Here is a 23,980-nt window from a genome sequence, read left to right as displayed (position 1 = left end):
CTATTTTTCCGGAAATTGTTTCATAATTAAGGAAATAAAGCGACAGAAAGGGAGAAAATGGATAAAAGAATAGTGAAGTATATTAAAAAGAGATCCGCCCAATGGGGTATCCCATTCCCCGAGGATACAGAACAACGACTTGTTGATATCGAAAGGTCATTTTCACAGAAAAATATTCACATAAAATTTGTGTTCGATTCTTATAACGGCAATATTTTGAATGCCTGTGCAGGATTCTTTCAATCCTCCCCAATCCGTGTCTATCAGGAATGGGCAGCCTATCTTATACTGCGCGGGGACAATGCGGATGTTAAGAATGCATTTCTGTGTACCATCGGACATGAGCTGACTCACCAAGAAGGAAAGGACATAAGCCCGTTCCGACATTTCCTCAATATACGGTTCATTGCATGGGTCAATGAGATACATGCAGACTTTGGGGCAGAAGATAAGATGTTGGAGCAAAGCCGTTCCCGTCTTATAACTGCTATGCAATTTAAACGATCCCAAAAGAAAAAGGATCGAGATAGTTGCACGCACCCATCCTGGAAACGGAGGATCCATTACGCAGAAAGTTTTGAAATATTCGATGAAAAATTGATCCGGCAGATTGCAAAAGATACAAGGTGTAAAGATAAGAAAATAATACAGAAGGTTGTTAATTACTATACAAAGTAACATTTACCTCGTCCACCATGGGCGAGGTATTTTTGAAAGTGAAATTAACTTTGTGAACTACTCGGCAACAAGTTACCGAGCTTCCGAAACCTTCACCGACCCGAAAGCCAGATCCGAGATCTTCGGTTATTCCTGTCTGACCGGGTGACATATTATGCCATGGCTGCAACAATAAAAGAGAGGGCTTTTTTCATCGCTGCCATGTCAAGGTCTTCGATGCAGATGATGTCATAATGGCTTGTGAGACGGTATAACAGCTTATGGAGGAAGTCGGCCCGCTGGTGCTTGGCTTTCGCATGGAGCTTCGCGATTTTCCCGAGCTGCTTCGTGTAGTTCCTGGAATCTTTTTCCATCCGAGACAGCTTCCGTTGTTCCTGGGCGATCTTACGTTCCAGCTTCCGGTACGGTTTTAGGTATGCCGGCGTACTGCTGTCCGAATCCACATACAGTTCCGGCAGGGACATGTCAAGCCCGATGGCTTTCCATCCCCCCTGGTCCTTTCCCTGCTGCCTTCTTGGGAACCTCCTGCTTGGGGTACTCAAAGAGCAGGGAGAAATACCACCGGCCGTCCGGTCCCAGGGTCACGGTACAGTTTTTGAACAGCCCACCTTTCCGGACCTTGCGGTGGACCAGCAGGCGCATCGGGTCTTTGACCTTCGGGAGTTTTAACAGGCAGCCGGAGAGCCGCAGGTTCGGCTGTTTCCGGTTGGAGAGGTTTGTCGTGTACGTATCCGGGTAGGCATGCTTCTTCTCGAACTTCGGGCATCCTTTTTCTCCGGAAAAGAATTCTTTTACTACCCGCTGGAAGTTCCGCTGTACATTGGCAAGGGCAAGGGAGTCCATCCCTTCCAATCAGCAAGTATCCGGTTCCATAAGAACCGGGCAGAGCTTATAAATTGGGAAAGGAGGTGTACCTGTCCCTGGGATGGGAAGCCCTCAAACCGATAGGCCGGCTGTTCCACGGCCCCTGCTTTCCCCCTATCCATTTGTCCGGCGAACTTCTTTCCCATAAGAACCTCCTCCTTGTCCCTGACGCTACCGCTGGCAATTTTTCTGGCACTCAATATACCGCAGGACGTTTTCCTCACTGGTGGAGCCGATGGATTCCGCAAAAATAGTTGCCATTCCACAGCTGTCCCTTCCATAGCCGTTCCCGGAGGGAAGGGAACTCGGTAAAGAGCCGGTTCCCGCTGATCCCCTTTAAGTATTTGACAGCCTGGGTCACAGACGTCTTTGGAGGGAGGGACAGGAAACAGTGTACATGGTCCATATCACCTACCTTACATGTGGCAACGTGGAACCCTTTCTCCTGAGCAATCTCCTGGATGATCCCATACAGACGGGAACTGATTTCCTCATCTAAGACCTTCCTGCGGTATTTGACACACCATACGATATGGTAATTCAGATTGTAAACGCAAATCCTTGCGTGAATATATTTACTCATAGGATAACTATAATATAGATACTGGAATCTGGTCGCTTTCATCCCGGATACAAGTAACCGGGAATTCCCGCTCTTATTCTTAAATATATAATAAGTATTTATTTCATATTGGATGTACAAAAAATCAAAACAGGGAGGGTAGAAATTAAGAAAAATATTGAGAACTATGATAAAAATATGGTATCCTATTTAACAAGAAAGGAAGAAGAATTATGATTACTTATGTAAAAGGAGATTTATTTGAAAGCCCTGCAAAAGTTCTAGTCAACACCGTTAATACAGTAGGTGTTATGGGTAAAGGAGTTGCTTTAGAATTTAAGAAGAGATATCCTGAAATGTTTGTGGCGTATAAGAATTTATGCGATACAAAAAAAATGACAGTTGGTTCTTTATTTTTATGGAAAAAAAATAAAAAATGGGTTTTGCTTTTTCCTACAAAACAACATTGGAGAAATCCTTCAAAATTAGATTATATTGAAAAAGGATTAATAAAATTTAGGGATAATTGGGATCGATTAGGGGCCGATTCAATTGCTTTTCCTCGCTTGGGGTGTGGAAATGGAAATCTAAATTGGGATGATGTTCGTCCACTAATGGAAAAATATTTAAGGGGTATCCCTTTACAAATTTATATCTATGTTGATATTTATAATGATCCGGTGCCAGAACATTTGAATCAAACAGAAATAGATCAATGGCTGAATGGAGAGGCCGGTTTAACAGGATTTGAGAAATTTCAATGTAGATTTTCTAATTGGATTAATTCTCATGATATTAAAGAATTGAAAGAAATGGATAATTCTCAGATTTGTGATTTATGGAATTTTATAAGAGACGGAGGGATTATTACTAAAGAAGATATCCCTACCGAGTATCAAACATTTGCAGATTCTTTTTTAGAAATATCCAGAAAGTTGGGCTATTTAGCTAAAGTTATCATTTCTAATGATGGTAAGCATTTTGGCTCTAAACCAAATGCTTATCAATATATAGCGGATTAAAGGAGATGTGTTATGACTTATGAAGAGATATTGAAAAGGCAAGCTCAATTATTGCCAAAATCTATAAATTGGTGGCCTAATTTTTTTTATCATTTTACTGATATTCATAATGCGGTTAACATTTTATCTGATGGATGGATTATGAGCAGGGAAAAAATAAAAAACACAAATAGAATGATTAATGATAACGCTAGTAGAATGGTAATCGATGCTACAATAAATGAAAATAAAAAATATGCCAGATTATATTTTCGCCCACTTACGCCAACACAGTATCATAATGAAGGCTATAAACCCAAAATACTAAGACAATTAGAGGCCGATTGCCCTGTTCCTGTATTTTTTTGCTTAAACTCAGCCCAAATTTTAAATTATCCTGGAACAAAATTTGCGGAAAAAGGATTGGCTGGAGGTCGCCATAATATTAAAACAGGAGTTGATGCATTTTCAGAACTCAATTTTGATAAAATATATCATGATGGTTGGTATGATTCTTCCTGCGATAACGACATTAAATACTATAGGTTATCCGAAATCATTAATAAAAAAGGATTTCCTTTGGAGCCTTTTTTACAATGTATTTTATGTAGATCAGTGGCAGAAAAAGATATGTTATTGTATCTGCTTCAAAGACGTTCTAAAAATTTGTATGAAAAATACAAGAAAAAAATTATCTTTCGACCAAAATTAAAATGTTTCAATAGTAATCATACAGGTATTTTTATTAAGGAAGTTTATATGGATGATTCTGATCTTTATATCATATTTAATGATGCAGAACAAAGATATACTCATGAGGAAGAGATCATTGATTTTGTCGTGAGTATTGAAATTTCTTATTTAACGGATGATAAAAAAATTATAAATACTGTATATCTTTCAGAACAATTTAATTATACAAAGATACGGGGCTGCGAAGTTGATAATTTAGAAATTCCAGAAGAAGCTTATTTTATACGTATAAAGGTAACATTCGATGATTGTGAAATGTATAAAAACGAAATTTATGTACCATATAGTGAATTCTGGTAATAGTGAACCCTCCCCGCCTAAATCAAAGATTGTAGACGGGGTGTGCGCTTATCTATACAAGTGAAATAGTTTCATCAAACCACAATAATTGTTAATGTAAGAATGTAAACTGACGTATAGCCGGTATAGTTGTGTGACGCAACTGTACCGGTTTCTTTGTTTATAAAGAAATTATTTCTTTTTGCGCTCCAGGAGAATCTATTCTTTCTTCCACCCGGAGATTCGGAATGATTGGCTGTGTTTGGCTGGATAGCCAGCTTTGGAGAGGATGTTTTTATTTTCAAGCCCTTTCTATTTTCATATTATTTCAAACTAACAAAATAGATAGGAGGCAAAGGAAATGAGAAAAATTATTTATCTGTTGCCATTGGCAGCTTTTTTTATTTGTTGTCCAGTAGCACAAGGAAAAACCATTTATGTAGCCAAGGGGGAGCATATTACACTTCCTAAAGGAACTTGGGGCAGCCAGAATAAAAAAATTGCAAAGATCAAAGGGAAAAAGGAGCTGATAGGAAAAAAGAAAGGGAAGACCGTTGTAAAAAATAACAAAAAAGAGATCACGGTTGTTGTTAAAAAAGCAAAAGAAATCCGTTTAGCTGTTGGAGATTACAAAGAAATTGGCAAAGGTAAATGGAACAGTACCCAAATTGCTGCTGTGAAAAATAAAAAGTTGATTGCAAAAAAAGCAGGAAAAACATATATCAAAAATAAAAAAGGAAAATGCTATAAAGTTATTGTCGAAGCCCCTCGCTTATCAAAGACCACAGCAGTCACAAATGATCCTATTACCCTGAAGTTATCTGGCACTAAACAAAAAATAAAGTGGAATTTATCTAACATCAATGATTTTTCTATAAAAGTGAAAAGTTGGAACAAAGTAACAATCGAACCAATAAGTATGTCTGGGTATACTACTGTTACGGCTACGGTCGGGCATACGGATTATACCTGCCGTATTTATACAGGGAATGTGATTCCGTATACCACTACTGTATGTCAAAACACAACACAAAATGTTATTTCGAGTGAATTTGCATCTTCCCACAATCTGGATTTTTCCACGGAGGATCCCTCTATCGCAGAAATTGACACCCATGGAAATATCATCGGAAAGAAACCTGGACTTACTACTGTCAATGTCACCATCAACGGTACAGTAAAAAAAGGGAGCATCTGTGTGATAGCGCCAGGTGTAAAATACTCTTTATCAGGATCGAGTGTTAAAAAACCCGTCTATTTTGAAATCAAGTCCTTGGAAGAAGCGAAGCCCTATATACCTACCATGCTCTATCAGGCGTTTAATGAACTTGGATTTCAGTTTAAATCCAAAACAAAAGAAGAAATGTATGATCGGCTTGGAAAAGATGGATATGGCGGGTATTTCAGCATCACTGATCGTGAGATAGGGATGTATAACAAAGACTGTATATCTGTCCTTCATGAGTTTGGGCATTTTCTAAACCATTTGAAGGGGTATGTATCCAACACGGATGCTTTTAAAAAAATCTATGAAAAAGAAAAAGATGGGTTCCTTGAAGATTATCCAAAAACAGCGCCCAATGAATATTTCGCAGAAAGCTACGCGTATTACCGCCTGGCGCCATACCAGTTTCAGATCACGCATCCTGAAACTTATACTTTTATAAAAGAAATGGAGGATTCTTTGTCAGAGGATGACATAAAGGAGTTGTGGTACAAATACGATCATCTTTGGGAGTGAACTTTTTTGAAAAAGCGGAGCTTAGTTCCGCTTTTTTCTGTTTTCATATATTTTTTCTCTATCTTTTTTCCCATATTGTTGATGTCAAAAAAATCAAATATAGGAGGAATGATTTATGAAAATTATTAAACGAATTTGGGATAAAAAATGGTGTTATGGTCAGTAGAAAAGCAAACCATGCCTGGAATGTCGTATACATTGGCGGGAAATGGTACCATATGGATGCAACATGGGCAGACAATGATCAGAATGGCATTAATCATGATTATTTTTTAATGTCAGAAGCGAAGATGTTCTCCTTAGACAACCGCCGGAAAGATATGGTGTATTACGGGCAGTTTGATACACCGTATAAAAAAGCAAAAAACACAAAAAAGGGTTTTTGGAATGAAACGATTTCTTCTTATTATAGTAAGCTTAAAAAATAAAGAAAAAGCGGGGAAAATCTCCGCTTTTCTTTATCCTCTGTATTATTCTTCAATCACATCTACACGGTAGCAAACACCTTCATAATCCAGTTCCCATGTACCAAAGAAAAAATCCTTCGAGTCCGTACAGGCAACCTCTTTACCGTTTTCATCAAACAAAACAGCCTCTGTCCAAAGCGGATTTTGTCCTGAACCATCATCTGAACTGCCACATAATTTAACATCCATTTGCATGCCATCAGCAAATGTGACAGTGTAACTTTCCGTATAGTTTTTCCCATATCTATCATGGAGATCGGCGACATCTGCCCATGAGGATAAATCCTTTTGGATTCGATTTGCAGTATCTCTGGAAACCCGAAGCGTCTGACCCATCATGGCAATACAATCAGAATCCATCGATTTTTTTCGGCATTTCAGATCTGCCCGTATAATTTCCCAGGAATAAACAGTATCCCCATTGTCATACAGTAATGCGGACCCGCCATAACAATAGGACATGTCTTCGCAACTTTCGTCCCATTTTGACGGCTTTGAGTCGTTGTAAGCTTTTTTCATTGCCTCTTCCGCTTCTTCCCACGTGTCATAAGCGGTATAGTCAATACCGTAGCCGTCAGAAGCGGCAAGAAAACACTTATCACCAAGATAAGGGTTCTCTTTGAACAATGCATGGCACTCATTTGCGACTAAAAACTGTTGCCAATGCCAATCTGCTTTTGGGTCATAATCACCATTTATGAATACCATCCCATAATCAGTTAACAATACTTTTTGTTTCAGATTCCCTTTTTCACTGATTGTCAGATCGATTACGTTGATGTCTTTATGGAAATAAAAAAGAAAAAATTAAGAAAAGAAAAATTGTAAAAGAATGATTATTTTTTTGGGGGCGCTTCATTCTACTTTCAAATTTTTTTTAAGAGTTTTCATATTAAGAATGTACACAACATGATTCAAAAAAGGAGGTTGATATTATAATCTGAGAAACTCGTGCGAACTCAAAGCGAACAAGAAATCCCGAGAGGTCGCATTAAAAAGCGGCACATATGGCGTGTTATTAGTCAATCACTCTATTTGTGTCGATATGTTAATACTGGATATAGCAAAAAGATAGTGTAAAATACTATATCTTGCTGTCGCACCTTGCAACGGGTGCGCGGATGTAAATGTTGGACGGATGTTGTATTGTCCGCTCGTCGCACCTTGCGAAAGGTGCGTGGATGTAAATGCAGATAGGAATAAAATCCATCTCCTGATGATAAAGTCGCACCTTGTGAAAGGTGCGTGGATGTAAATTGATACATATTCAAAAGAAGAATTGATTGCGGAGGTCGCACCTCGCGAGAGGTGCGTGGATGTAAATGACAATCCTGACATTAACATACTTGCCACTGTCACACCTCGTGAGAGGTGTGTGGATGTAAATTGTGCAGATAAATGGGATAAATTTATGGATGTTTGTCGCACCTCGCGAAGGGTGTGTGGATGTAAATAACTGATTGCCTATTTTTCTCATCAACGGTGAACTACTCGGCAATTGAATTGCCGAGGATGAGCCGCCGACTTCTCTTAAAATGTCGCACCTCACGAGAGGTGCGTGGATGTAAATAGAGCCTCAAGATATAACTCTTACTCTTACCCAAGTCGCACCTCGCAAGAAGTGCGACTGAAGTTATTTCGGGGACGATAAAAATAAAAAATACATTCCTATGAAAATACATATTAAGTATGTAATTTGTGAAACAGCTACACAAAAAGAATGTACAGATGCCAAAAGGAGGCGGACTAACTATGGCAAAACACAAGATAAAAATATTCTCCCTGCTATTAGCAATCACCATAGCAGGAACTTCTTTCCCCGTTTTTGCGAAAAAAAATGAAAAAGCACCAGAAACTGCCACAACAGAAGCCGGAGACCCGGAAACTTCAACAGGGACTGACCAGATATATGACCGCTTAGATGCGGAATTTACATGGGATGATGACACAAAAGACGATGCGATCACTGTCTGGCAGTTTACAGATTGGTCTGAGTTTCAAAATAAACTTATTCTGGATGTCAATGTCGGTACCCATGCCAACGCCGATGTCAATGATGAGGTAAGGGCTTTGGAGCCAGATATCCGCAGGGTTCTGACCGCATCAAATTATGTAACAGCGGCGGAATCAGAAATGGAAGATTATGTGGAACTTATGCTTGCTATGATCCAAATATTGGCAGAGGACTGTGGTATTTTTGAGGATGGATCCGGTGCGAATATAAAGTCATGGATTGACAGCATGGGATATTGTGTTGACCCTGATTTTGATAAAGGCTTGCTGGATACAGGAGCGAAAGACCGAAGCATCCGTGCATTGTTCGACGCATATATGACGGCATGCCAGGCTTTCAAAACGAAGAAAAAAGAAGGGATCACCGACGCTATTGCAGAAGCAGGGGATGTCTGTGAACCATACCTTTTTCCGACAGAAGAGAGTGATATCATTGATCTGCAGACTGTATTAGAAGGAGTCGTTATGAAAAATGCGACGGTCCCGGAAAATACATACACCTATTTCTACACAAGCTCAGACGGCGGCGCTTATTCCAAAGACAGCGCAAGATATTTTTCCGATACTTATGCAGTACCATCTTATTTTGCAGATATCCCTGAAGGAGATGGCTATTCCCCATCCCCAAACTTTGCGAAACGGGTTATGGATATCTATACAGTAAGTAAAGGCTCTACATCTGCTGCAACAGGAAATGGGGCTACAGTGAATGCGTTTATCGCAGAACTTGAAAAATATGAAGGACTGCCATACATCTATGGCGGAAAGTCCCCATCTGATGGCGGGTTTGACTGTGCCGGCCTGATTAGTTATTGCCTGACACAGATCGGATACTTAGACGGGTACCGGAATTCTGATGGCCTGAAATCTTATCTGGAAAGCCATGCGACAGAAGTCACCACAGAAAATTTATCCCCAGGGGATATTTTATGGCACCCGGGACATGTTGCTGTCTACATTTCAGATGGTATGTGCTTTGAGGCTCAGCAGTCCGGGACTAAGATCGGGTATTTTAAGACAAATACCGATGTTCCAGGCAGCCGTTTTGATAAAGCTTATCACTGGAGTTGATCTCTTCCTGCCGGCTATGTATAGCTGGCAGGTTACTTTTTTGCAGGGAAATCAATTCTTTTCTTTCTCCGTGTGATATAATAATAAAAAATAGTAGAGGAGGTTCTCTTTATGTTTATCGGTTTTGGTATTGATGAAAAGACTAAAGAAATGATTGAGCGGACAGCCCAAACAAAGGACGAACTCAATGACCTGCCGTTTATCTGTGATGTACAGGATGAGAAGCAGATAAAACGGTATCGACATGTGATTGAGAATAATATCTTGCATGGTGAAGAAACACTTGGAAATTATTAAGAAAAGATACAAAGAAAAGTCCCCGGAAAAATCTGGGGATTTTTTTATAATTGACCACGATGAGGAACAGCAAATTTCTCATTGTGGCTTTTTTCATCTGTATTATTTTTTTATCATAAAATCAGCCCTTTAGGGTGCTTTTCTACCAAAAAATATTCTATCCCGTTTTCCAGATTGATCATGTAAAAAATAAAATTAAGGAGGTTTAAACAAATGAGTATGCTTAAAAAATTCAAAAATTTTGAGGTAAAAGAAGAGGATCGGCTATCGGATGCGGATAAACTTTTGTTAGTGAATGGTGTGGGTATCCCCTCGCTATTTGAAAAGAGGAGAGCAACTATGTATTCTTTTGAGATATTCGATGATGACTTTTACAATGATCCAGAAGTTACTTATATTGGATACGAAATGTCTAAGGACGGACGGCCAGTATATAAGGGAGTGATTGACCTTGATATTTGCTATGGAGAAAATCTTTTCAAAGCATTGGAGGATTATTTAGGTCCAGACATTAATGCATCTGTGAAACGTCTTTTAAAACAGCCTCTTGCCAAGGAGCTTCCTGATCCGCTCCAAAGGGTGGTTCTAGGACAGTACTCCTGTTCAGAAGGGATGTATTTTATCTTGAATAATACATTTTGCCGGGAAGAATGGGAACCAAGTGAATTCTTGTCACTGCGCCAGCAGATGGAAGAATATGGTTTGGATGAATTCATGGAGATTCTTGATTTTGATGACTTTGATGATTTGGATGAAGATGAAGAAATTGTCGCCGTTTACTGCGGACTGGCAGAACAGTTCAATTTCCTGGGTTATGAAATGGAGGTATTGCCATGAAGAGAAAAAACAATGATGTAGTTGGACAAGATATCCAGTTTGAGCGGATCCGCAGAATCACTGGATACCTGGTAGGAAGTGTAGACCGCTTTAATAATGCAAAAAGAGCGGAAGAAAAGGACCGGGTAAAGCACGAAATACCTTCTGGGTTGTGATCAGAAGGTAGAATACGAGGAGGAAGAACGATAAGCGTAAGCAAGGAAGATGAGCGCAAAGCTCTTAATAAGATTAAGAAAATTGTAGATGAACTTGGTGAAAACAGTTACATCGGTGAGGCTTTTGACGGATGCTTTGAGATTGCTGAAGATAATATCGGAAATGATTTCTGCTGCAGCATGAAACAGAGGACAGAAACTGCAGAAAAAAGAGAATCGGAGTCCCAGCGTAAGATCGCTTTGCGTCAACTACTCCCGACGGTGTCGGGAGCTTACATAGCCGAACCTACGAATGGATCGGCGTGCAAGCTTATCCAGATACAGCAGGCTCGCCTGTCATCCCGCAGGAAGACAGGTGGAGGTCCGCCAGTTAGAGGACGGTTATCCTGGTGAGTTGCCATACCAGGGTGTGTATTTCAATCGTGCTATATGGTCATGACTGTGAAACAGCCTTTAACCCACGGTTCAAGATATTAATAGCTGCATTTACATCCCGGAGATGACGCGTACCACAGGAAGGGCAGTCCCATTCCCGGATATCTAATGTCAGTTTTTCGTCTCCAGACATAATATGCCCGCAATGGCTGCAGGTCTGTGTTGTATTTTTTGGCGGCACCAGGATCACGATCTTTCCATAAAGTTCCGCCTTGTACTGCAGCATGGTCAGCAATTTCCGCCAGCCGGCATCACTGACCGCCCTCGCCAGTTTGTGGTTCCGCTTCAGGTTTCCTGCCTTCAGGTCTTCGGCGACGATCAGATCTTGGTTCTCGATCTCATGCCGGGAATACGCATGAAGATAATCCTCCCTTTGGCGTGCTACTTTGCGGTTTAAATACGCGGCCTTCTTCCGCTGCTTCTGGTAGTTCTTACAATCGGATAGTTTCCGGCCTTCCTTTTTCGCCCGCTCTGCCATACGGCTGAGCTTGCGCTGCTCTTTTGCCAGTTTATCCTTGGACTGGATCAAAAACCTTGGGTTTTCTAAGATATCCCCATTGGAATCCACAACAAGTTCCAGAAGGTTAAGGTCGATACCGAGATTGGAACCAGTCTGGGGAAGCGTTTTACGGAACGGGGTCTCTGATGCGATCTGGAAAGATGCCCAGTATTCCCCCACTGCATCACGGTGGATCGTAATGGTGCCGATCCGGATATCCCGTCTTTCCTGGCGCCGTATGACTTCTTTGATCTCCCTGCGGGAACCACCGATCCTTATCCTCCCCAGTTTCGGAAGGGTGACATGAAGACGATCTAAAAACCAGACGTTGCTGTTACGCCCATCCTTCGTATCCTTTGCATAATAGTGGGCATTGGTCTGATAGGACTGTTCGTTTGATTTTTTCTTAAAAACAGGGACGCCGCGATGCAGCTCCTTCCTGTTTTTCCAGGCTGTATAGTAGTTCTGCCTGGCGTTGGCGATGGCCTGCTCATCCACATCCTCTCCCCAGAGATAGGGAAGTGCGTTCTTGATGTTCTTCACATCTCCGGTAACAGAGGAAAGGTAATCCAGACGGTCACGGTAAACAGGAACGCACTCCGCTGTTTTTGACAGGCGGTATTTTTCGTTCCCGCATGCGACAAGATGATTGTAGACAGCACGCTTCGCCCCATCATTGACTGCAATGATGTGCTTCTGCTGGTTCGATGGATAGATCTTAACTTTAAGCCCGATATGGTACGGGAGTTCCTTCATCTTCTTCATGACAATCATCCCTTTCTGTCCTGCTTATATCATAACACATATGCAGCTTGATAACAAGCCTGATATCATCTATAATACAGGAGAAGGGAGTGATACATATGAAACGCTTGGAACGTATCCAGGGAGCGAAATATGAACGCAACTACGTATACAATTTCCACTTTCACCTGATATGGGTCACAAAATACCGGAAGCCTGTATTTACATCAGGAGCATTAATATCCGAGATGGAAAGTATCCTGCGGGATCTTGCCAGGAAAGGGGATATTGAGATCGAAGAGATGCAGGTCATGCCGGAACATATCCATTTACTGATAAGCTTTAAGCCAAAATACGCAGCTTCCAGCATCGTGAAATACCTCAAGGGGCATAGTGCCAAGCTGTTTTTTCAATCCCATCCGGAGATCCGGGACAGTCAGTTTTGGGGAGGACATCTCTGGAGCCATAGCTATTATATGAGTACACTGGGAAATATGAGTAAGGAGGTGGTAGAGAAGTATATCCGTAACCAGAACACAAAATGACGCATTCCTCTCCCGATGCTATCGGGAGATTCCTGCTAGGATTTCATTGAAAGCAATTTACTGAAAATGGTGCTGGTGAAAGATAAGCTGAACCTTTTTATGAAAGATCAGGAAGTGACGGATGAAGAATTATACGAAAGGTTCGGTATTGATGCAGCCATGCTGGAAAATTTAATGTACAAAGAGAAGACAGAAGATGGAACCGTCATCCGATGGGGAAATCAAAAAATCTCCTAAAATGCAAAAAGCGGAACTCAGTTCCGCTTTTTGTTGTTTACAGAAATGTTTTAAACTTTTTCTCGGACATAGACAGTCTTTTGGCTGCTTCGCTGGCGGATAACAAACCGTCTTTGACTAATTCAACAAAGGTTTCTAACCGTCCTTCTGCCCGTTCTTCCTTTGCTAATAATTCCATAGTCTTTTTTTTCATCGTATTCAGTCAATACCATATCTTTCACCTCCGATTTATGCTTCAAAAGATAATCATGGAGAATGCCTTCCTGAATCTTTCTGAGCTTCCTCTACTTCATATTCGTTATCATTTGGACATCCATATCTGTCCAAAAAGATAACTCCATAATTAGCAAGATGACATTTCGCCACCCGTTTGTCGTATTCAGACCATCTTGGGTCTATCTCCTTTGTTGTATTCATGTATCATTTCCTCCTGTATTTGATTTCTTATAATTTCAATATAATGATTCCCATGAATTTTGTTTTTTCTTGGTAAGCATATTACTGATGCAATAATTAATTTCAAAATATGCAGGAGGTAAGAAAATGAATAAAATGGTAAAGAAATGGTACGATATCTGCCTGGAAGCAGAAGTCGCTGAGGACGAAGTATTGGAAGATGAAGAAGCAAAAAAAGATTTGACGAAAGAAGAAATCGAGTATTTACTCGATTTATTTGGTTACGACGTTGGATACAAAGTGATTGTCACTGATGACAAAGAGATAATTTTTAACAATTAATAAGAAATGGCAGATGACGCGAAAGGCAGGGCGAATGTCCTGCTTTTTTCAAAATTTTACTAGAAATGCGGACATATTATCAATGTAAAAAAATCAAATCAAGGAGGATAAAAACATGGTAAAAGGAGTAAAAAAATATGTAGGAATGGCACTGGTGGCCGTATCATTGGCAACTATGCCAGTACAGACATCAGCTCTGACAAATAAAGAGGTGGTGTATGAATTCCTGAACGATAATTTTTTGCAGGAAGCAGACTTTTCGGTAAGATTTATCCAAAGCAAAAATCTTACACCAAAGAAATTACGTCGGCGTATGAGAGACCTCGTTATCTATGTTGAAAAGGTCTATTCTATTTCCCATGGGGAATATGGGATTGATGAAAAAGGGCGAGTCATTGATTATGCCAAAAAAACAAAAGTAGGTAAACAGGTAAAAGTTTTCTTATTTATAACCCGACAACAAAGGATTCCAACGTCATCGCCTATGTTGACCACAAGATGATCCGATGAAGGTTTTGTTACCCAATCGATAAGGAGATCAAAATGGTCTCCTCATTTGTAAAAAGAAAGAGGAGTTTATATGGTAAAAGAATATTGGATGAATAAAAAAGAAAATGAAGAAAGAGCCAAAACACATACTGACGCAATGCAGCGACTTTATGCAAAGGAAATCGCAGATTGTGTTTCGCATACAAGAACGTATCACTCTGTGACAGACTTTTTCTCATTCAGCGGGATAACGTATGGATCGCCTGATGTTGTGGTCGATGATATTAGTACAGTGGATGCGATTGCAAAATACATGAACGGGCATACCGCAGTACTGAATTTCGCCTCTTACAAAGAACCAGGCGGAAAATTTATCGAAGGTAGTATGGCACAGGAAGAATCTCTTTGCCATTCTTCTTTCCTGTACAACGTCCTTGCACAATGTCAAGGATATTACCAGTGGAACAATGAGCATAAAAACAGAGGGTTGTACAAAAACCGGGCTCTGTACTCCCCAAATGTCCGTTTCTTTCATGGTGAGAATACATATGTGGCCGATGTCATCACCTGTGCAGCGCCGAATTTGTCTACCGCCCGTAAATATTGCGGTGTCTCACCGCAGGAAAATACAGCGGCATTAAACAGCCGTATCCAGTTTTTGCTGGATATCGCCGAGCATGAAAAGGTAGATACTTTGATCTTAGGCGCCTGGGGTTGTGGGGTCTTTGGACAAGACCCGGAGGAAGTTGCCCAAATATTCAAAAACAACCTTCCTGAAAGGGACATCAAAAAGGTTATTTTCGCTATTCCGGCCGGGAACAATAATTTTGAAGCTTTCAACAAAATTTTTAATTCCAAACGGAATTCATTCCATGGAAAATCCGACCCATATAAGGTGAAGATGATTGACATTATGTTGAACTGCATGGCAAAGGATGAGTATTTCCATGCCCAGCTTTGTAGTCCAGAGACCAAAAACATAAACCTCGACAACAATGCTTTGCAGATCCTGCGGGCATATTATGAAGGGAAAGTAATCAATATAAAGGAGCGTGGATAATGGGCTGTTTTGACTTTACCTATGCGGATAATGGAAAAAATATCCGAGGTGGGCAAGGATATATCTACATCACCAATGCTTTGGCAAAGGCGGCAAATCTGCCAAACCCAATACATTTCCAAACGGCAGATGAGTATGGAAATTTTTCTTGTGAAATAGGCCATAAGACAATTTCTGTAGATATTTACGTCATCCTTGCTCTGGAAGCGTACTTGGGTAAGCATTATGTAGAATATGTCCGCGACAAAGAAGAACAATATGATTTTAAAAATGCATGCAAGGCAATGATTGTTGGGTTAAGAGCAAGGTCTTCCATGCGCTACTGCCAAACAACCAGAGAAGTGGGCATTTCCTATTTTTTCGATAAAAAATTCGAAAAATCACAAAAACCTTTCCAATGTAAAGTACCAAAAATTGGCAATCAGAAGGAAAAGATGGTTTGGATTGACACCATTTTGAGCCATCCTATCCCACTGCTCATTACCAGAAAGAAGCTCCGGCTTTCTGGAGAACCGTCTGAAATTGGGCAGAAGCTAGGGTTTGTAAGCGGTGATGACCCGAACCAGGGATTCTCCCCAAGTAAAAATATATATTACTGTTACAAAAAAGACCAATGAAAAAAAATCCCTCTGGCGCATATGTGTACCAGAGGGAATTCATTTCTTATTATTCAATATCTGCTGTCAAAGGATCGTCAATAGCTGGTTTCTGCCCCCACTGCAGAACCAAGCACTTTCCCTGACCTGCAAGATCATCCAATTCATCTAAGGTCAATAATGGATGGAAAAACTGGAAGCCGACTTTACCGCCAGCCTCTTTACAAACAAGGTCAAGTGTGTCTTTTGCATATGTGCTATAAAAGATCCAAGTCTCAAAGTTATATGCAACGTCCCTCCACTTATCATCGTAGATATCCTTTAACTGGCTTACCGCCGAAATGGAAATGACAAAGTTTACCTCGTCAGTGTGCATAACGGCCGAATAATAAGGCAAGTCAAAATTTTTTTCATGCTTCATGTCCATAAAAATGCATTCGATGGTATGGTCAGGCTTTACATGTACATTCTCTGCATGAGATACCCCGGAGTGCATATCGCATAACTGCGATAAAAGAAGTGAGATCACGTTATCCGCTGCCTTATCCGTCTCCTTTGGCGGGATGATGAATAGGGCAATATGTTCTTCCTGCATCTTATCCAGGCCCAACTGGTCCTTCGCATCGAGATAGAGATACTGTTCCAAAAGGGAAACGCATCCCTTTATCACTGATTCCTGTGTCTGTCTTACTGCGGTATGGGAGAACCGGTCATAATATTCTACTGCCAGCCCATCTTTATCGTCTTTTTCAAATTCATTGCCGGTGAAGTTGCTGACAAATTCCCAAAGAGTACAAAAAGATAAATCTTCATTGTGTTCCAGAAAATGGAAAATACAAGCCGCGAGGAAATCATTTTTAGCTCCTCCGAAAAACCCGCTGTTATCGCCTAACAAACATTCTAGTATATTCATTACATCTTTTTTTGCTTTCGCATAATGGAATGGGTTATAATATGCCACGGCACCATCTTTCATCCCAGAAGAGAGATCCATGCATTTCACCGTGTACCCGTCCAGGTCATCCTTCACCTGCCCGTAAATTTCCCCTTCCGGGTCAATGACAACATAACTGGAATTATGTTCCTTGATGTTCGGGATTACGAAATTCTTACTGGTTTCTCCTCGTTCCCCAATCAATAAGAAGGAATTGTTCATCCTACTCTGGGAAATGTCTTTCATCCGCTGCAGATGTTTTGAGAGAAGGATCTTTTTCCCCATATCCGCTCCTTTCGAAAATCTTTTCATTTCTTTTTCTGTCATGAACCCTTCCCGGATCACTCCGTCATTTACTTTTCCAAACATATCTAGCTCCTTTCTTCGCTACCACATCAGTTACATCCCTAATATGAAAAATAACCATACCCCGAATTTTTCCCGTGAACTTTTTCTATGCAGCTTATCCATATTAGGACTGTAACAATTATCATCAAACTTAAGGAGGTTAAACAAAATGAGAGGCATTATTTATGAAATCAGCAAAGATCCAGAGAATCTGGGGCTTATGGATGAATCAAATTTCTACGAAATGAACGGCATAGAATTCGATTATGTCAAAAACGAAGAGAAGAGCGAAGGAGCATCCGATGCCGAAACGTTTTTAAAATGGTTAAGGTCGTTTGGTACGCCTATCTCTGGTAATTCATTTATCTTGACAGAAACGGTAAAGGAAAAGATATTTTCTGAAAACTATTCTAAGTTCAAAAAACTTGCTGACAGCATGACGCTGCGGGAATTTTCAACATCAAACCTTTATACGCTGCGCTCCTGTATCGAGGACCCTTACGGGGATGCTGTCCATACGGAAGAAGATTGTTTTTTACCTTTGGAAAGATGGCTCCGCGAGGCAGAAACGGGGGTTAGGTATTATGTTGGAAACTGTGTCATCATGCATTAAGGAGACGAATGATGTTTTTGACGAATATGATCAGCTGAAGCTGCAAGAAGCAAAAAGGCTTATTACTGAGGTGTATGAATTTAATTACGGTGCGCCCCGCATGAGTCGTAAAATCAAAAAATTGGAAACTATCATTAAAAAAATCAATGATTTGATGGAGGAAGATTGTGCGAAGAAAGAAGAATAAGACTGTGTGGGCCTATCTCGATGGCAAAAAACTTGTGGACGTTGTTCAGGCAGCGTTAGACAACCATATGATGGTGGAGGATCTGAAAAAGAAGCTGATTGAAGAAAATCCTGGGCATATAGTTACATTTAAAGTAGAGTGATAAAGCGGAGATGTAAAAATGGAGGTATAAAGAACATGGCGCAAATTATGAAAAAGACTATGGTAAAAAAAGATAACGGAAATATATTCGTTAAAAGCGAATATAATACCCTTTTTGTAAAAAAAGCACGCTTTTTGGGCGGATCATGGGATAGGGAGTCCTCGGCATGGTCTTTCCCTGATTCCAGAGAAAGCTTAGTAAAAGAGCTCCTCCGTGAAATTTATGGGACGGATGGGGAAGAGGAACCGGCTATCGTCACAGTCCAAATAGACATGGACCTGTTCTATGATACACTGGATTCAGAAATCTACCTCGGAGGGTTCCCTTTAGCATCCCGGAGATTCCGTGATGCTGATGTCAAATTAGCCCCTTGGGCATATTTGGTAAATGGTGAATTTTGTCCTTCCGGTGGCAGCAGGAATAATCCATGTGTTACATGGGAAACAGGGACAGTGGTGAAAGCCGATGTGCCGGCAGCTACATACGAATTAGAAAAAGGAAAAGAGGGCATCACTTTATGTACGGTTGATATCGAATCCCTGCAAAAAGAAAGGGAATCCCTTATTAAGAGGGTCGCAGAAATTGACCAGATGCTTCTCTCTGCAGAATAGTTTTCTTTTGGTCGCTTCCCAGTGGGAAGCGTGGATACAAAAAATGAGGATGTAAACATATCTATATTGTGCTACAATATACTCAAAAAGTTTAAGGAGTTAGTTCTTATGAAAAATGATCAATTAATTCAGCGTTTCCAGATTGAGCGGAAAAAATTTGATCGTTCCGGAATCTACGCCTATACCCAGCGGACGCTGGCTTATAATTCAAATAAGATTGAAGGCTCTACGTTAAATGAGGAGCAAACCGCTTCCTTGTTTGATATCGGTATGCTTCCTCAAAACGATGATTATTACCGGGCAAAAGATGTGGAGGAAACCAATGGACATTTCTTGATGTTCAATAAGATGATTGATACATTGGATGAACCGTTAAGCGAAAAACTCATCAAAACATTTCACTTTGAGCTGAAAAGTGGAGTATTTGAAGACCGCGCGAATGGCTATGCGATTGGGGAATACAAAAAACGCCCCAATATGGTTGGCATGTACACAACGGCTCTTCCAAAAGAGGTACCAGAAAAAATGCAAGAGCTTCTTGCGTGGTATCATGATGTACCAGACAAAAAACTTCCTGTCATGGCAGAATTCCACGCTAGGTATGAATCCATTCATCCTTTCCAAGATGGAAATGGCAGAACCGGGCGTCTGATTCTATTCCGTGAATGTTTAAAAGCTGATATCGTTCCAGTCGTTATTGAAGATAGGTATCGGATGAAATACATTGAGGGGTTAAGGGAATACCGTGAAATTGGTGAAACTTCTATCCTTCAGGAGTTATTTCTTAAAGAACAATCAAAATATGTTGAAAAAATCTCTTATTTCCTTTGCGACAAATGAAAAAATTTCTTGGAACCGTCCATTTGGGCGGTTCTTCTTTTTACGCTTTTATTTTCCTAGAATAATTATTTTTTGTTTCTTTCATATTGATTCTGCTTAAAAATCAAATGAAGGAGGATAAAAAATGCTGATTGAAGTATGGGGTGAGTGGGCTTGCTTCACCCGCCCGGAATTCGGGGCAGAACGGGTCTCTTATGACGTGATGACCCCATCTGCTGCCAGGGGTATTGTAGAATCCATCTACTGGCACCCAAACGTCCAGTGGATCATTGACCGGATCTTTGTATTAAATCCGATCAAAAAAATAAACATCAAGCGGAATGAAGTCAGTGAAAAGATTTCATCCCGTTCCATTCAGGCTGCCATCCGGTCACATAGAACAGACCTGTCCCTGAATCCGGAAGCTTTCCGGCAGCAGAGAAACACATTGCTGCTGAAAGATGTTCACTATATTATCGACGCTCATTTCACGACATCAGTTGAAGTAGATCATGGCGTCAATATGGCCGGTAAGGTCATGAGCATCCTTAATAGGCGGTTAAGGCAGGGTGGATGCCATAGTGAGCCATATTTCGGTTTCAAGGAATTCGCCGCGAACTTCCAGGCCTATGAGGGGAAAATATCAGATATCCAGACACCATTTGAAGGTATCACGGAACTGGGGCTTATGCACTATGACCGGGATTATCGTACAAATACTCCGATCATGTTCAATGCTGTCATGATCAACGGATGTCTGGATCTGCGGAATGTGCAGACTTTCCGGCTGGAACTTCAGAAGGAGGTGTCCGCATGTTCATAAAATCTTTGGTAGACCTTTATGAAAAATTGGCGGCCGCCGGGTTAGTCCCGAAAGACGGGTATACGGAAGTCAAGATATCCGGGAAGATCATCTTAAATGACGACGGGGATATCGTTGACATCGAATTCCATGACAAAAAAGAGCCTGCAGAAAGGCTCCTTGTCCCTTACCAGCCAACCCGGAGCAATGGGAAAAAGCCGTATTTCCTCTGTGATAACCCAAAGTATATGCTTGGTATCACAGAAGATCCAGGATATTTTTCCAGTGCAAGGACGCTGCATCTGGAGAAACTGGAAGGTGTGAAATGCCCGGCAGGGCAGGTCCTTTACCGGTATTTCCAGAAAAATAAAAACGGATGCCCGCTTCCAGATAAATTTAAGGATGATAAAGACTTAAATAAGAAACTGGAAAAGGCTTCATCCATGGTATTTGTCCATAACGGCGAATATATCATGCGGCAGCCAGAACTGGAACAGATTGCTGTAGATATATTCTTAAATCAGGAAGGCAGAATGTACTGCCGGGATGCCATTACCGGAAAGGCTGGGGTATTCGCCCCCGTCCATCAAAAGATCAAAGGTGTACCGGGCGCACGGCCTACGGGCGGATCTTTGATCTCGTACAAGCCTGTCGCTTTCCAAAGCTACGGGAAAAAGAATGGGGAAAATATTTTAATGACGGAGCATACACAGTTTGCGTATACTACCGCGTTAAATTATCTTCTGATGGATCAGACACATCATCTGACTTTTAAAAATGGTTCTATCGTTTTCTGGTCGGATGATCCTGAAATGGAGACATTTGCCAAAGAAATGATCGGTGGATTTTCAAAACCCGAAGAACCTATGTACCAGATTATGAACAGGCTCTTACGGGGTAAAATGCCACGGACCTCTTTACCAGACCGGTATTACATTGCTGGTCTGCGTGGGAATGCCGGACGGATCTCCGTGTCTTTTTTCTATCAGGACACCTTAAACGGGTTGATGGAACGGGTCAGCAACCATCTTTTACGGATGAAGATGGATTCAGACCTGCGGATCCCTTCCGTCACACAGATCTTGCTAGAGATCGAACGGGCGGGAACGAAGGTTTCCGAATTAAATGAGGAGCAGATAGAAGCATTCCTTACTGCAATCCTTTATGACAGAAAATACCCGGAACCTATATACCAGAAGGTACTGAACCAGATCGGGATAAATAATGCAGTCAATTTCAGGAAAGCCTCGTTCATCCAGGCGTACCTGAGCAAAAACTGCTTAAAGGAAGGAGAAAACATGGAAAAGGAAAAAGCTTATAAAATGGGGACTCTGTTCTCGTTATTAGAGCAGACACAAGAAGAAGCTGCGCGGCTTACCAATACTCCGTTGGGGCGGTCTTTCCGGGACCGGTTCTTTGGAAGAGCCATGACACAGCCAGGGATGGTATTCCCGGTCATGTTCCGGTTAAATGTCCATCACAAAAATAAGTTATTCCGGGTATCGCCGGGATACGCAACCAATCTTGATAAGGCTGTGACAGATCTGGCAGTGGATATCGGAGATATCCCGATGCAGCTGTCATTGGAAGACCGTGGCTTATTTTCGTTGGGTTACTTCAACGCCCGGCAGAAACGGTTTGAAAACAAAGAAAAATGAAATATGAAATAAAAAGGAGAATGACTATGAGTGAAGTATTAAAGAACAAAGTAGATTTTATGATGATCATTGAGGTAACAAACGGAAACCCAAACGGCGATCCGGATATGGATAACGCTCCACGAACAGATATCGAGACCGGACATGGGCTGATCACAGATGTCTGCTTAAAACGGAAAATCCGTGATTATGTGGCAAAGCGTAAAACAGGGGAAGCCGGATACGGAATCTATATCACTGCGGGAATCCCGACAAACCGTCCGGAGGCAGCAGCGATCGATGCTACCAGCGAAGAAACAAAGGAGAAACAACCTTACGAGGCAGGTGAGATCGTCAAGAAATACCTTTGTGACAATTTCTCTGATATCCGCACGTTTGGAGCTGTTCTCACATCACTCTCCAAGAACAATCTGGGAGATGGCCGGGTAAACGGCCCGGTACAGCTCTGTTTTGGAAGAAGTGTAGACCCTATCGACCCGCAGTCGATCACGATCGACCGTATCACGGTCGCTTCTGAAAAAGAAGCGGAGGCGAAATCCTCCACCATGGGAAGAAAGTGGATCGTTCCATACGCAGTATATACTGTATGCGGGCATATCTCCGCTGAAAAGGCGAAAAAAACCGGTTTCTCAGAAGAAGACTATGAGCTTCTCATGGAGGCTTTATTGAACATGTTTGACGATGACGCATCTTCCGCACGACCGGATATGGCAGTGCGTAATCTGATCGTCTTCAAGCATGAAAGTGCGACTGGGAATGAAAAAGCCTGGAAGCTGTTTGACAGAGTTTCTGTAAAACGGGTATCTGAAGGCCCTGCAAGAAAATTCTCGGATTATGAAGTAAAGATCGATACAGAAGACATGCCGGCAGGCGTGGAATGTATCATTAAATAATGAACTTAAACCCCTCGAATTCGAGGGGTTTAAAAACAGAAAGGAGGAATCTATGAATAAGATAGATAAGACACGAATATCTCGAGCTTTTAAACTATTCCTTTGTAGTTCAGCCTTCTTGGCAGCATCCTTCTGCTGTTGGCAAATCGCTGATTTAGGTCTTTTTTGTGCGCCAAATCTCCCAGTTGAACTATTTATTTATCGTACAAAACTCCTTCAGCGCACTTCTATGCTTCTATTTACTCTCGGGACTACCTTATGGGTTTTCCCATTTTTATTGATATTCAAAAAAACTGAGAAAGATGAAGAAAAAGAAATAAACGAAAATCAGGAGATGGATGAAGAATGACAGCTATCCTAATATTTATCATCATGCTTATTATTTTTATCTCGTCAATTTTCTGGTATCGAAGGCGAAAAAGCCGACTCGCATGTGTATGCTATTACATTAGCGAAGTAGGCATGATCACAAGCTTTGCCGCTGCTGTCGGCGCCAGCAGGGAAACTGTAGAGTTTTGGTTTTCCTGTTCTACCATGGGGATCGTTTGGTTGTTTATCAGAAAATATATTTGGAAATGAGGAGAACATACATGGTATATATCACAAAATTTGCTTTGGATAAAGGAATCCTAGAAGCGGAAATATTGGCAAAAGTCAATCTTAAAGACAGTGATACAAAAGAATCCCAAGTTTGTTATGAACTTTCTACTGCTATAGGTAACTATTTATTACCTGTATCAGAGGTGGAAGAGACACTAGAAGCTGCTCAACAGAAAGCCGTGAGAATGCGGACAGAAGAGGCTATCCGTTTGAGAAAAAAGGTGAAAAAATTAGAAACTATGACGATCGCAATACAAAAATTGCCAAGAGCATGAAAGAGAAAGGATGAATAACGATGACAGAACAGAAAGC

33 protein-coding genes are annotated in these 23,980 nt (G+C 41.1%); 25 read left to right on the top strand and 8 right to left on the bottom strand.

The features are described 5' to 3' along the window. Positions 1-57 precede the first annotated feature (57 nt). Positions 58-678 carry a hypothetical protein gene (locus B5F87_RS11395; protein WP_087281119.1) on the top strand — a complete coding sequence of 207 codons (621 nt, stop codon included), beginning with the start codon at positions 58-60 and terminating at the stop codon, positions 676-678. Positions 679-830: 152 nt separating this feature from the next. Here the strand turns inward: B5F87_RS11395 and B5F87_RS11390 are convergent, their stop codons facing one another. The 3 genes from B5F87_RS11390 to tnpA (B5F87_RS11375) all read right to left on the bottom strand — a co-directional run bounded on the left by B5F87_RS11390 (position 831) and on the right by tnpA (B5F87_RS11375) (position 2,167). Further along, entirely contained in the window at positions 831-1,142 is a 312-nt protein-coding gene (locus tag B5F87_RS11390; RefSeq protein ID WP_087281117.1) for a transposase, read from the bottom strand. Between the two features lies 1 nt (position 1,143). Continuing rightward, a complete protein-coding gene (locus B5F87_RS11385) occupies positions 1,144-1,530 on the bottom strand; it encodes a hypothetical protein (protein WP_143405247.1) in 387 nt (128 codons plus the stop codon). Positions 1,531-1,762: 232 nt separating this feature from the next. Continuing rightward, positions 1,763-2,167 (bottom strand): IS200/IS605 family transposase, encoded by a 405-nt coding sequence (gene tnpA, locus B5F87_RS11375; protein ID WP_242964421.1) that lies wholly within the window; start codon positions 2,165-2,167, stop codon positions 1,763-1,765. 170 nt (positions 2,168-2,337) lie between these two features. Between tnpA (B5F87_RS11375) and B5F87_RS11370 the strand changes: the two genes are divergently transcribed. The 4 genes from B5F87_RS11370 (at position 2,338) to B5F87_RS11355 (ending at position 6,306) form a co-directional block, all read left to right on the top strand. Then, positions 2,338-3,126, top strand: coding sequence for a macro domain-containing protein (locus tag B5F87_RS11370; protein ID WP_087281112.1), 789 nt, complete (start codon positions 2,338-2,340; stop codon positions 3,124-3,126). A 12-nt stretch (positions 3,127-3,138) separates the two neighbouring features. Beyond that, the gene (locus B5F87_RS11365) at positions 3,139-4,158 is read left to right on the top strand and encodes a DarT ssDNA thymidine ADP-ribosyltransferase family protein (RefSeq protein ID WP_087281110.1); all 1,020 of its coding nucleotides are present in this window, start codon (positions 3,139-3,141) and stop codon (positions 4,156-4,158) included. A 340-nt stretch (positions 4,159-4,498) separates the two neighbouring features. After that, entirely contained in the window at positions 4,499-5,878 is a 1,380-nt protein-coding gene (locus B5F87_RS11360; protein WP_087281108.1) for a hypothetical protein, read from the top strand. A gap of 218 nt (positions 5,879-6,096) precedes the next feature. After that, a complete protein-coding gene (locus B5F87_RS11355; RefSeq protein WP_087281106.1) occupies positions 6,097-6,306 on the top strand; it encodes a hypothetical protein in 210 nt (69 codons plus the stop codon). Positions 6,307-6,348: 42 nt separating this feature from the next. On the opposite strand, the gene B5F87_RS11350 is transcribed toward B5F87_RS11355, so the two are convergent. Then, positions 6,349-7,071, bottom strand: a complete 723-nt coding sequence (locus tag B5F87_RS11350; RefSeq protein ID WP_143405246.1) for a hypothetical protein — start codon at positions 7,069-7,071, stop codon at positions 6,349-6,351. 1,026 nt (positions 7,072-8,097) lie between these two features. Here B5F87_RS11350 and B5F87_RS11345 point away from each other — a divergent pair. The 4 genes from B5F87_RS11345 (at position 8,098) to nrdD (ending at position 10,718) form a co-directional block, all read left to right on the top strand. Next, on the top strand, positions 8,098-9,429 hold the full coding sequence (locus B5F87_RS11345) for an NlpC/P60 family protein (RefSeq protein WP_158097031.1): 1,332 nt from the start codon (positions 8,098-8,100) through the stop codon (positions 9,427-9,429). A gap of 111 nt (positions 9,430-9,540) precedes the next feature. Beyond that, the gene (locus B5F87_RS11340) at positions 9,541-9,726 is read left to right on the top strand and encodes a hypothetical protein (RefSeq protein WP_087281100.1); all 186 of its coding nucleotides are present in this window, start codon (positions 9,541-9,543) and stop codon (positions 9,724-9,726) included. A 213-nt stretch (positions 9,727-9,939) separates the two neighbouring features. Beyond that, a complete protein-coding gene (locus B5F87_RS11335; RefSeq protein WP_087281098.1) occupies positions 9,940-10,563 on the top strand; it encodes a hypothetical protein in 624 nt (207 codons plus the stop codon). Next, positions 10,560-10,718, top strand: a complete 159-nt coding sequence (nrdD, locus tag B5F87_RS11330; RefSeq protein WP_087281096.1) for an anaerobic ribonucleoside-triphosphate reductase — start codon at positions 10,560-10,562, stop codon at positions 10,716-10,718. Before B5F87_RS11335 ends, nrdD begins: the two co-directional genes overlap by 4 nt. A gap of 433 nt (positions 10,719-11,151) precedes the next feature. On the opposite strand, the gene B5F87_RS11320 is transcribed toward nrdD, so the two are convergent. Next, positions 11,152-12,417, bottom strand: coding sequence for an RNA-guided endonuclease TnpB family protein (locus tag B5F87_RS11320; RefSeq protein ID WP_158097030.1), 1,266 nt, complete (start codon positions 12,415-12,417; stop codon positions 11,152-11,154). A gap of 98 nt (positions 12,418-12,515) precedes the next feature. Here B5F87_RS11320 and tnpA (B5F87_RS11315) point away from each other — a divergent pair, with 98 nt between their 5' ends. Together tnpA (B5F87_RS11315) and B5F87_RS20995 are read left to right on the top strand one after the other, a co-directional pair. After that, on the top strand, positions 12,516-12,941 hold the full coding sequence (gene tnpA / locus B5F87_RS11315) for an IS200/IS605 family transposase (protein WP_087281090.1): 426 nt from the start codon (positions 12,516-12,518) through the stop codon (positions 12,939-12,941). 99 nt (positions 12,942-13,040) lie between these two features. Next, a complete protein-coding gene (locus B5F87_RS20995) occupies positions 13,041-13,178 on the top strand; it encodes a hypothetical protein (RefSeq protein WP_158097029.1) in 138 nt (45 codons plus the stop codon). Between the two features lie 37 nt (positions 13,179-13,215). On the opposite strand, the gene B5F87_RS20990 is transcribed toward B5F87_RS20995, so the two are convergent. Continuing rightward, on the bottom strand, positions 13,216-13,356 hold the full coding sequence (locus B5F87_RS20990) for a hypothetical protein (protein ID WP_158097028.1): 141 nt from the start codon (positions 13,354-13,356) through the stop codon (positions 13,216-13,218). Between the two features lie 68 nt (positions 13,357-13,424). Further along, a complete protein-coding gene (locus B5F87_RS21195; protein WP_191532270.1) occupies positions 13,425-13,595 on the bottom strand; it encodes a hypothetical protein in 171 nt (56 codons plus the stop codon). 126 nt (positions 13,596-13,721) lie between these two features. Here B5F87_RS21195 and B5F87_RS11310 point away from each other — a divergent pair, with 126 nt between their 5' ends. The 4 genes from B5F87_RS11310 to B5F87_RS11295 all read left to right on the top strand — a co-directional run bounded on the left by B5F87_RS11310 (position 13,722) and on the right by B5F87_RS11295 (position 16,082). Beyond that, positions 13,722-13,916, top strand: a complete 195-nt coding sequence (locus B5F87_RS11310) for a hypothetical protein (RefSeq protein ID WP_087281088.1) — start codon at positions 13,722-13,724, stop codon at positions 13,914-13,916. Positions 13,917-14,031: 115 nt separating this feature from the next. Continuing rightward, entirely contained in the window at positions 14,032-14,418 is a 387-nt protein-coding gene (locus B5F87_RS11305; protein WP_087281086.1) for a hypothetical protein, read from the top strand. Positions 14,419-14,496: 78 nt separating this feature from the next. Then, the gene (locus B5F87_RS11300; protein ID WP_087281084.1) at positions 14,497-15,465 is read left to right on the top strand and encodes a TIGR02452 family protein; all 969 of its coding nucleotides are present in this window, start codon (positions 14,497-14,499) and stop codon (positions 15,463-15,465) included. After that, positions 15,465-16,082 carry a hypothetical protein gene (locus tag B5F87_RS11295; RefSeq protein ID WP_087281082.1) on the top strand — a complete coding sequence of 206 codons (618 nt, stop codon included), beginning with the start codon at positions 15,465-15,467 and terminating at the stop codon, positions 16,080-16,082. Before B5F87_RS11300 ends, B5F87_RS11295 begins: the two co-directional genes overlap by 1 nt. 49 nt (positions 16,083-16,131) lie before the next feature. Here B5F87_RS11295 and B5F87_RS11290 read toward each other — a convergent pair whose 3' ends face one another. Continuing rightward, on the bottom strand, positions 16,132-17,364 hold the full coding sequence (locus tag B5F87_RS11290; RefSeq protein WP_087281080.1) for a hypothetical protein: 1,233 nt from the start codon (positions 17,362-17,364) through the stop codon (positions 16,132-16,134). A gap of 148 nt (positions 17,365-17,512) precedes the next feature. Between B5F87_RS11290 and B5F87_RS11285 the strand changes: the two genes are divergently transcribed. From B5F87_RS11285 to B5F87_RS11240, 10 genes are all read left to right on the top strand, one after another. Then, the gene (locus B5F87_RS11285) at positions 17,513-17,956 is read left to right on the top strand and encodes a hypothetical protein (protein WP_087281078.1); all 444 of its coding nucleotides are present in this window, start codon (positions 17,513-17,515) and stop codon (positions 17,954-17,956) included. Next, positions 17,928-18,143: a hypothetical protein gene (locus tag B5F87_RS11280; protein ID WP_087281076.1), complete on the top strand. Its 216-nt coding sequence runs from the start codon at positions 17,928-17,930 to the stop codon at positions 18,141-18,143. Before B5F87_RS11285 ends, B5F87_RS11280 begins: the two co-directional genes overlap by 29 nt. Then, on the top strand, positions 18,124-18,285 hold the full coding sequence (locus B5F87_RS21190; protein ID WP_191532269.1) for a hypothetical protein: 162 nt from the start codon (positions 18,124-18,126) through the stop codon (positions 18,283-18,285). Before B5F87_RS11280 ends, B5F87_RS21190 begins: the two co-directional genes overlap by 20 nt. 35 nt (positions 18,286-18,320) lie before the next feature. Then, positions 18,321-18,896, top strand: coding sequence for a hypothetical protein (locus tag B5F87_RS11275; protein WP_087281074.1), 576 nt, complete (start codon positions 18,321-18,323; stop codon positions 18,894-18,896). Between the two features lie 108 nt (positions 18,897-19,004). Beyond that, a complete protein-coding gene (locus tag B5F87_RS11270; protein ID WP_087281073.1) occupies positions 19,005-19,736 on the top strand; it encodes a Fic family protein in 732 nt (243 codons plus the stop codon). 124 nt (positions 19,737-19,860) lie between these two features. Beyond that, on the top strand, positions 19,861-20,538 hold the full coding sequence (gene cas5c, locus B5F87_RS11265) for a type I-C CRISPR-associated protein Cas5c (RefSeq protein ID WP_087281071.1): 678 nt from the start codon (positions 19,861-19,863) through the stop codon (positions 20,536-20,538). Beyond that, entirely contained in the window at positions 20,529-22,175 is a 1,647-nt protein-coding gene (gene cas8c / locus B5F87_RS11260) for a type I-C CRISPR-associated protein Cas8c/Csd1 (RefSeq protein ID WP_158097027.1), read from the top strand. Before cas5c ends, cas8c begins: the two co-directional genes overlap by 10 nt. Positions 22,176-22,201: 26 nt before the next feature. After that, entirely contained in the window at positions 22,202-23,068 is an 867-nt protein-coding gene (gene cas7c / locus B5F87_RS11255) for a type I-C CRISPR-associated protein Cas7/Csd2 (protein WP_087281067.1), read from the top strand. A gap of 52 nt (positions 23,069-23,120) precedes the next feature. After that, positions 23,121-23,417 carry a hypothetical protein gene (locus B5F87_RS11250; RefSeq protein WP_087281065.1) on the top strand — a complete coding sequence of 99 codons (297 nt, stop codon included), beginning with the start codon at positions 23,121-23,123 and terminating at the stop codon, positions 23,415-23,417. Between the two features lie 241 nt (positions 23,418-23,658). After that, a complete protein-coding gene (locus B5F87_RS11240; RefSeq protein WP_087281062.1) occupies positions 23,659-23,943 on the top strand; it encodes a hypothetical protein in 285 nt (94 codons plus the stop codon). The last annotated feature ends 37 nt before the right edge of the window (positions 23,944-23,980 follow it).

The sequence above is a fragment of the Eubacterium sp. An3 genome, from assembly GCF_002159465.1.
Lineage (GTDB): Bacteria > Bacillota > Clostridia > Lachnospirales > Lachnospiraceae > Anaerobutyricum > Anaerobutyricum stercoris.
The sequence above is the reverse complement of the archived record's forward strand: the minus strand, read 5'-3'. Positions and strand labels throughout refer to the sequence as shown.

Coding starts and splice junctions, on each gene's coding strand:
- B5F87_RS11395 (WP_087281119.1), top strand. CDS start 58: ATGGATAAAAGAATAGTGAAGTATATTAAAAAGAGATCCGCCCAATGG.
- B5F87_RS11390 (WP_087281117.1), bottom strand. CDS start 1,142: ATGTCCCTGCCGGAACTGTATGTGGATTCGGACAGCAGTACGCCGGCA.
- tnpA (WP_242964421.1), bottom strand. CDS start 2,167: ATGAAAGCGACCAGATTCCAGTATCTATATTATAGTTATCCTATGAGT.
- B5F87_RS11370 (WP_087281112.1), top strand. CDS start 2,338: ATGATTACTTATGTAAAAGGAGATTTATTTGAAAGCCCTGCAAAAGTT.
- B5F87_RS11365 (WP_087281110.1), top strand. CDS start 3,139: ATGACTTATGAAGAGATATTGAAAAGGCAAGCTCAATTATTGCCAAAA.
- B5F87_RS11360 (WP_087281108.1), top strand. CDS start 4,499: ATGAGAAAAATTATTTATCTGTTGCCATTGGCAGCTTTTTTTATTTGT.
- B5F87_RS11355 (WP_087281106.1), top strand. CDS start 6,097: ATGGATGCAACATGGGCAGACAATGATCAGAATGGCATTAATCATGAT.
- B5F87_RS11345 (WP_158097031.1), top strand. CDS start 8,098: ATGGCAAAACACAAGATAAAAATATTCTCCCTGCTATTAGCAATCACC.
- B5F87_RS11340 (WP_087281100.1), top strand. CDS start 9,541: ATGTTTATCGGTTTTGGTATTGATGAAAAGACTAAAGAAATGATTGAG.
- B5F87_RS11335 (WP_087281098.1), top strand. CDS start 9,940: ATGAGTATGCTTAAAAAATTCAAAAATTTTGAGGTAAAAGAAGAGGAT.
- nrdD (WP_087281096.1), top strand. CDS start 10,560: ATGAAGAGAAAAAACAATGATGTAGTTGGACAAGATATCCAGTTTGAG.
- B5F87_RS11320 (WP_158097030.1), bottom strand. CDS start 12,417: ATGAAGAAGATGAAGGAACTCCCGTACCATATCGGGCTTAAAGTTAAG.
- tnpA (WP_087281090.1), top strand. CDS start 12,516: ATGAAACGCTTGGAACGTATCCAGGGAGCGAAATATGAACGCAACTAC.
- B5F87_RS20995 (WP_158097029.1), top strand. CDS start 13,041: ATGAAAGATCAGGAAGTGACGGATGAAGAATTATACGAAAGGTTCGGT.
- B5F87_RS20990 (WP_158097028.1), bottom strand. CDS start 13,356: ATGGAATTATTAGCAAAGGAAGAACGGGCAGAAGGACGGTTAGAAACC.
- B5F87_RS21195 (WP_191532270.1), bottom strand. CDS start 13,595: ATGAATACAACAAAGGAGATAGACCCAAGATGGTCTGAATACGACAAA.
- B5F87_RS11310 (WP_087281088.1), top strand. CDS start 13,722: ATGAATAAAATGGTAAAGAAATGGTACGATATCTGCCTGGAAGCAGAA.
- B5F87_RS11305 (WP_087281086.1), top strand. CDS start 14,032: ATGGTAAAAGGAGTAAAAAAATATGTAGGAATGGCACTGGTGGCCGTA.
- B5F87_RS11300 (WP_087281084.1), top strand. CDS start 14,497: ATGGTAAAAGAATATTGGATGAATAAAAAAGAAAATGAAGAAAGAGCC.
- B5F87_RS11295 (WP_087281082.1), top strand. CDS start 15,465: ATGGGCTGTTTTGACTTTACCTATGCGGATAATGGAAAAAATATCCGA.
- B5F87_RS11290 (WP_087281080.1), bottom strand. CDS start 17,364: ATGTTTGGAAAAGTAAATGACGGAGTGATCCGGGAAGGGTTCATGACA.
- B5F87_RS11285 (WP_087281078.1), top strand. CDS start 17,513: ATGAGAGGCATTATTTATGAAATCAGCAAAGATCCAGAGAATCTGGGG.
- B5F87_RS11280 (WP_087281076.1), top strand. CDS start 17,928: ATGTTGGAAACTGTGTCATCATGCATTAAGGAGACGAATGATGTTTTT.
- B5F87_RS11275 (WP_087281074.1), top strand. CDS start 18,321: ATGGCGCAAATTATGAAAAAGACTATGGTAAAAAAAGATAACGGAAAT.
- B5F87_RS11270 (WP_087281073.1), top strand. CDS start 19,005: ATGAAAAATGATCAATTAATTCAGCGTTTCCAGATTGAGCGGAAAAAA.
- cas5c (WP_087281071.1), top strand. CDS start 19,861: ATGCTGATTGAAGTATGGGGTGAGTGGGCTTGCTTCACCCGCCCGGAA.
- cas8c (WP_158097027.1), top strand. CDS start 20,529: ATGTTCATAAAATCTTTGGTAGACCTTTATGAAAAATTGGCGGCCGCC.
- cas7c (WP_087281067.1), top strand. CDS start 22,202: ATGAGTGAAGTATTAAAGAACAAAGTAGATTTTATGATGATCATTGAG.
- B5F87_RS11250 (WP_087281065.1), top strand. CDS start 23,121: ATGAATAAGATAGATAAGACACGAATATCTCGAGCTTTTAAACTATTC.
- B5F87_RS11240 (WP_087281062.1), top strand. CDS start 23,659: ATGGTATATATCACAAAATTTGCTTTGGATAAAGGAATCCTAGAAGCG.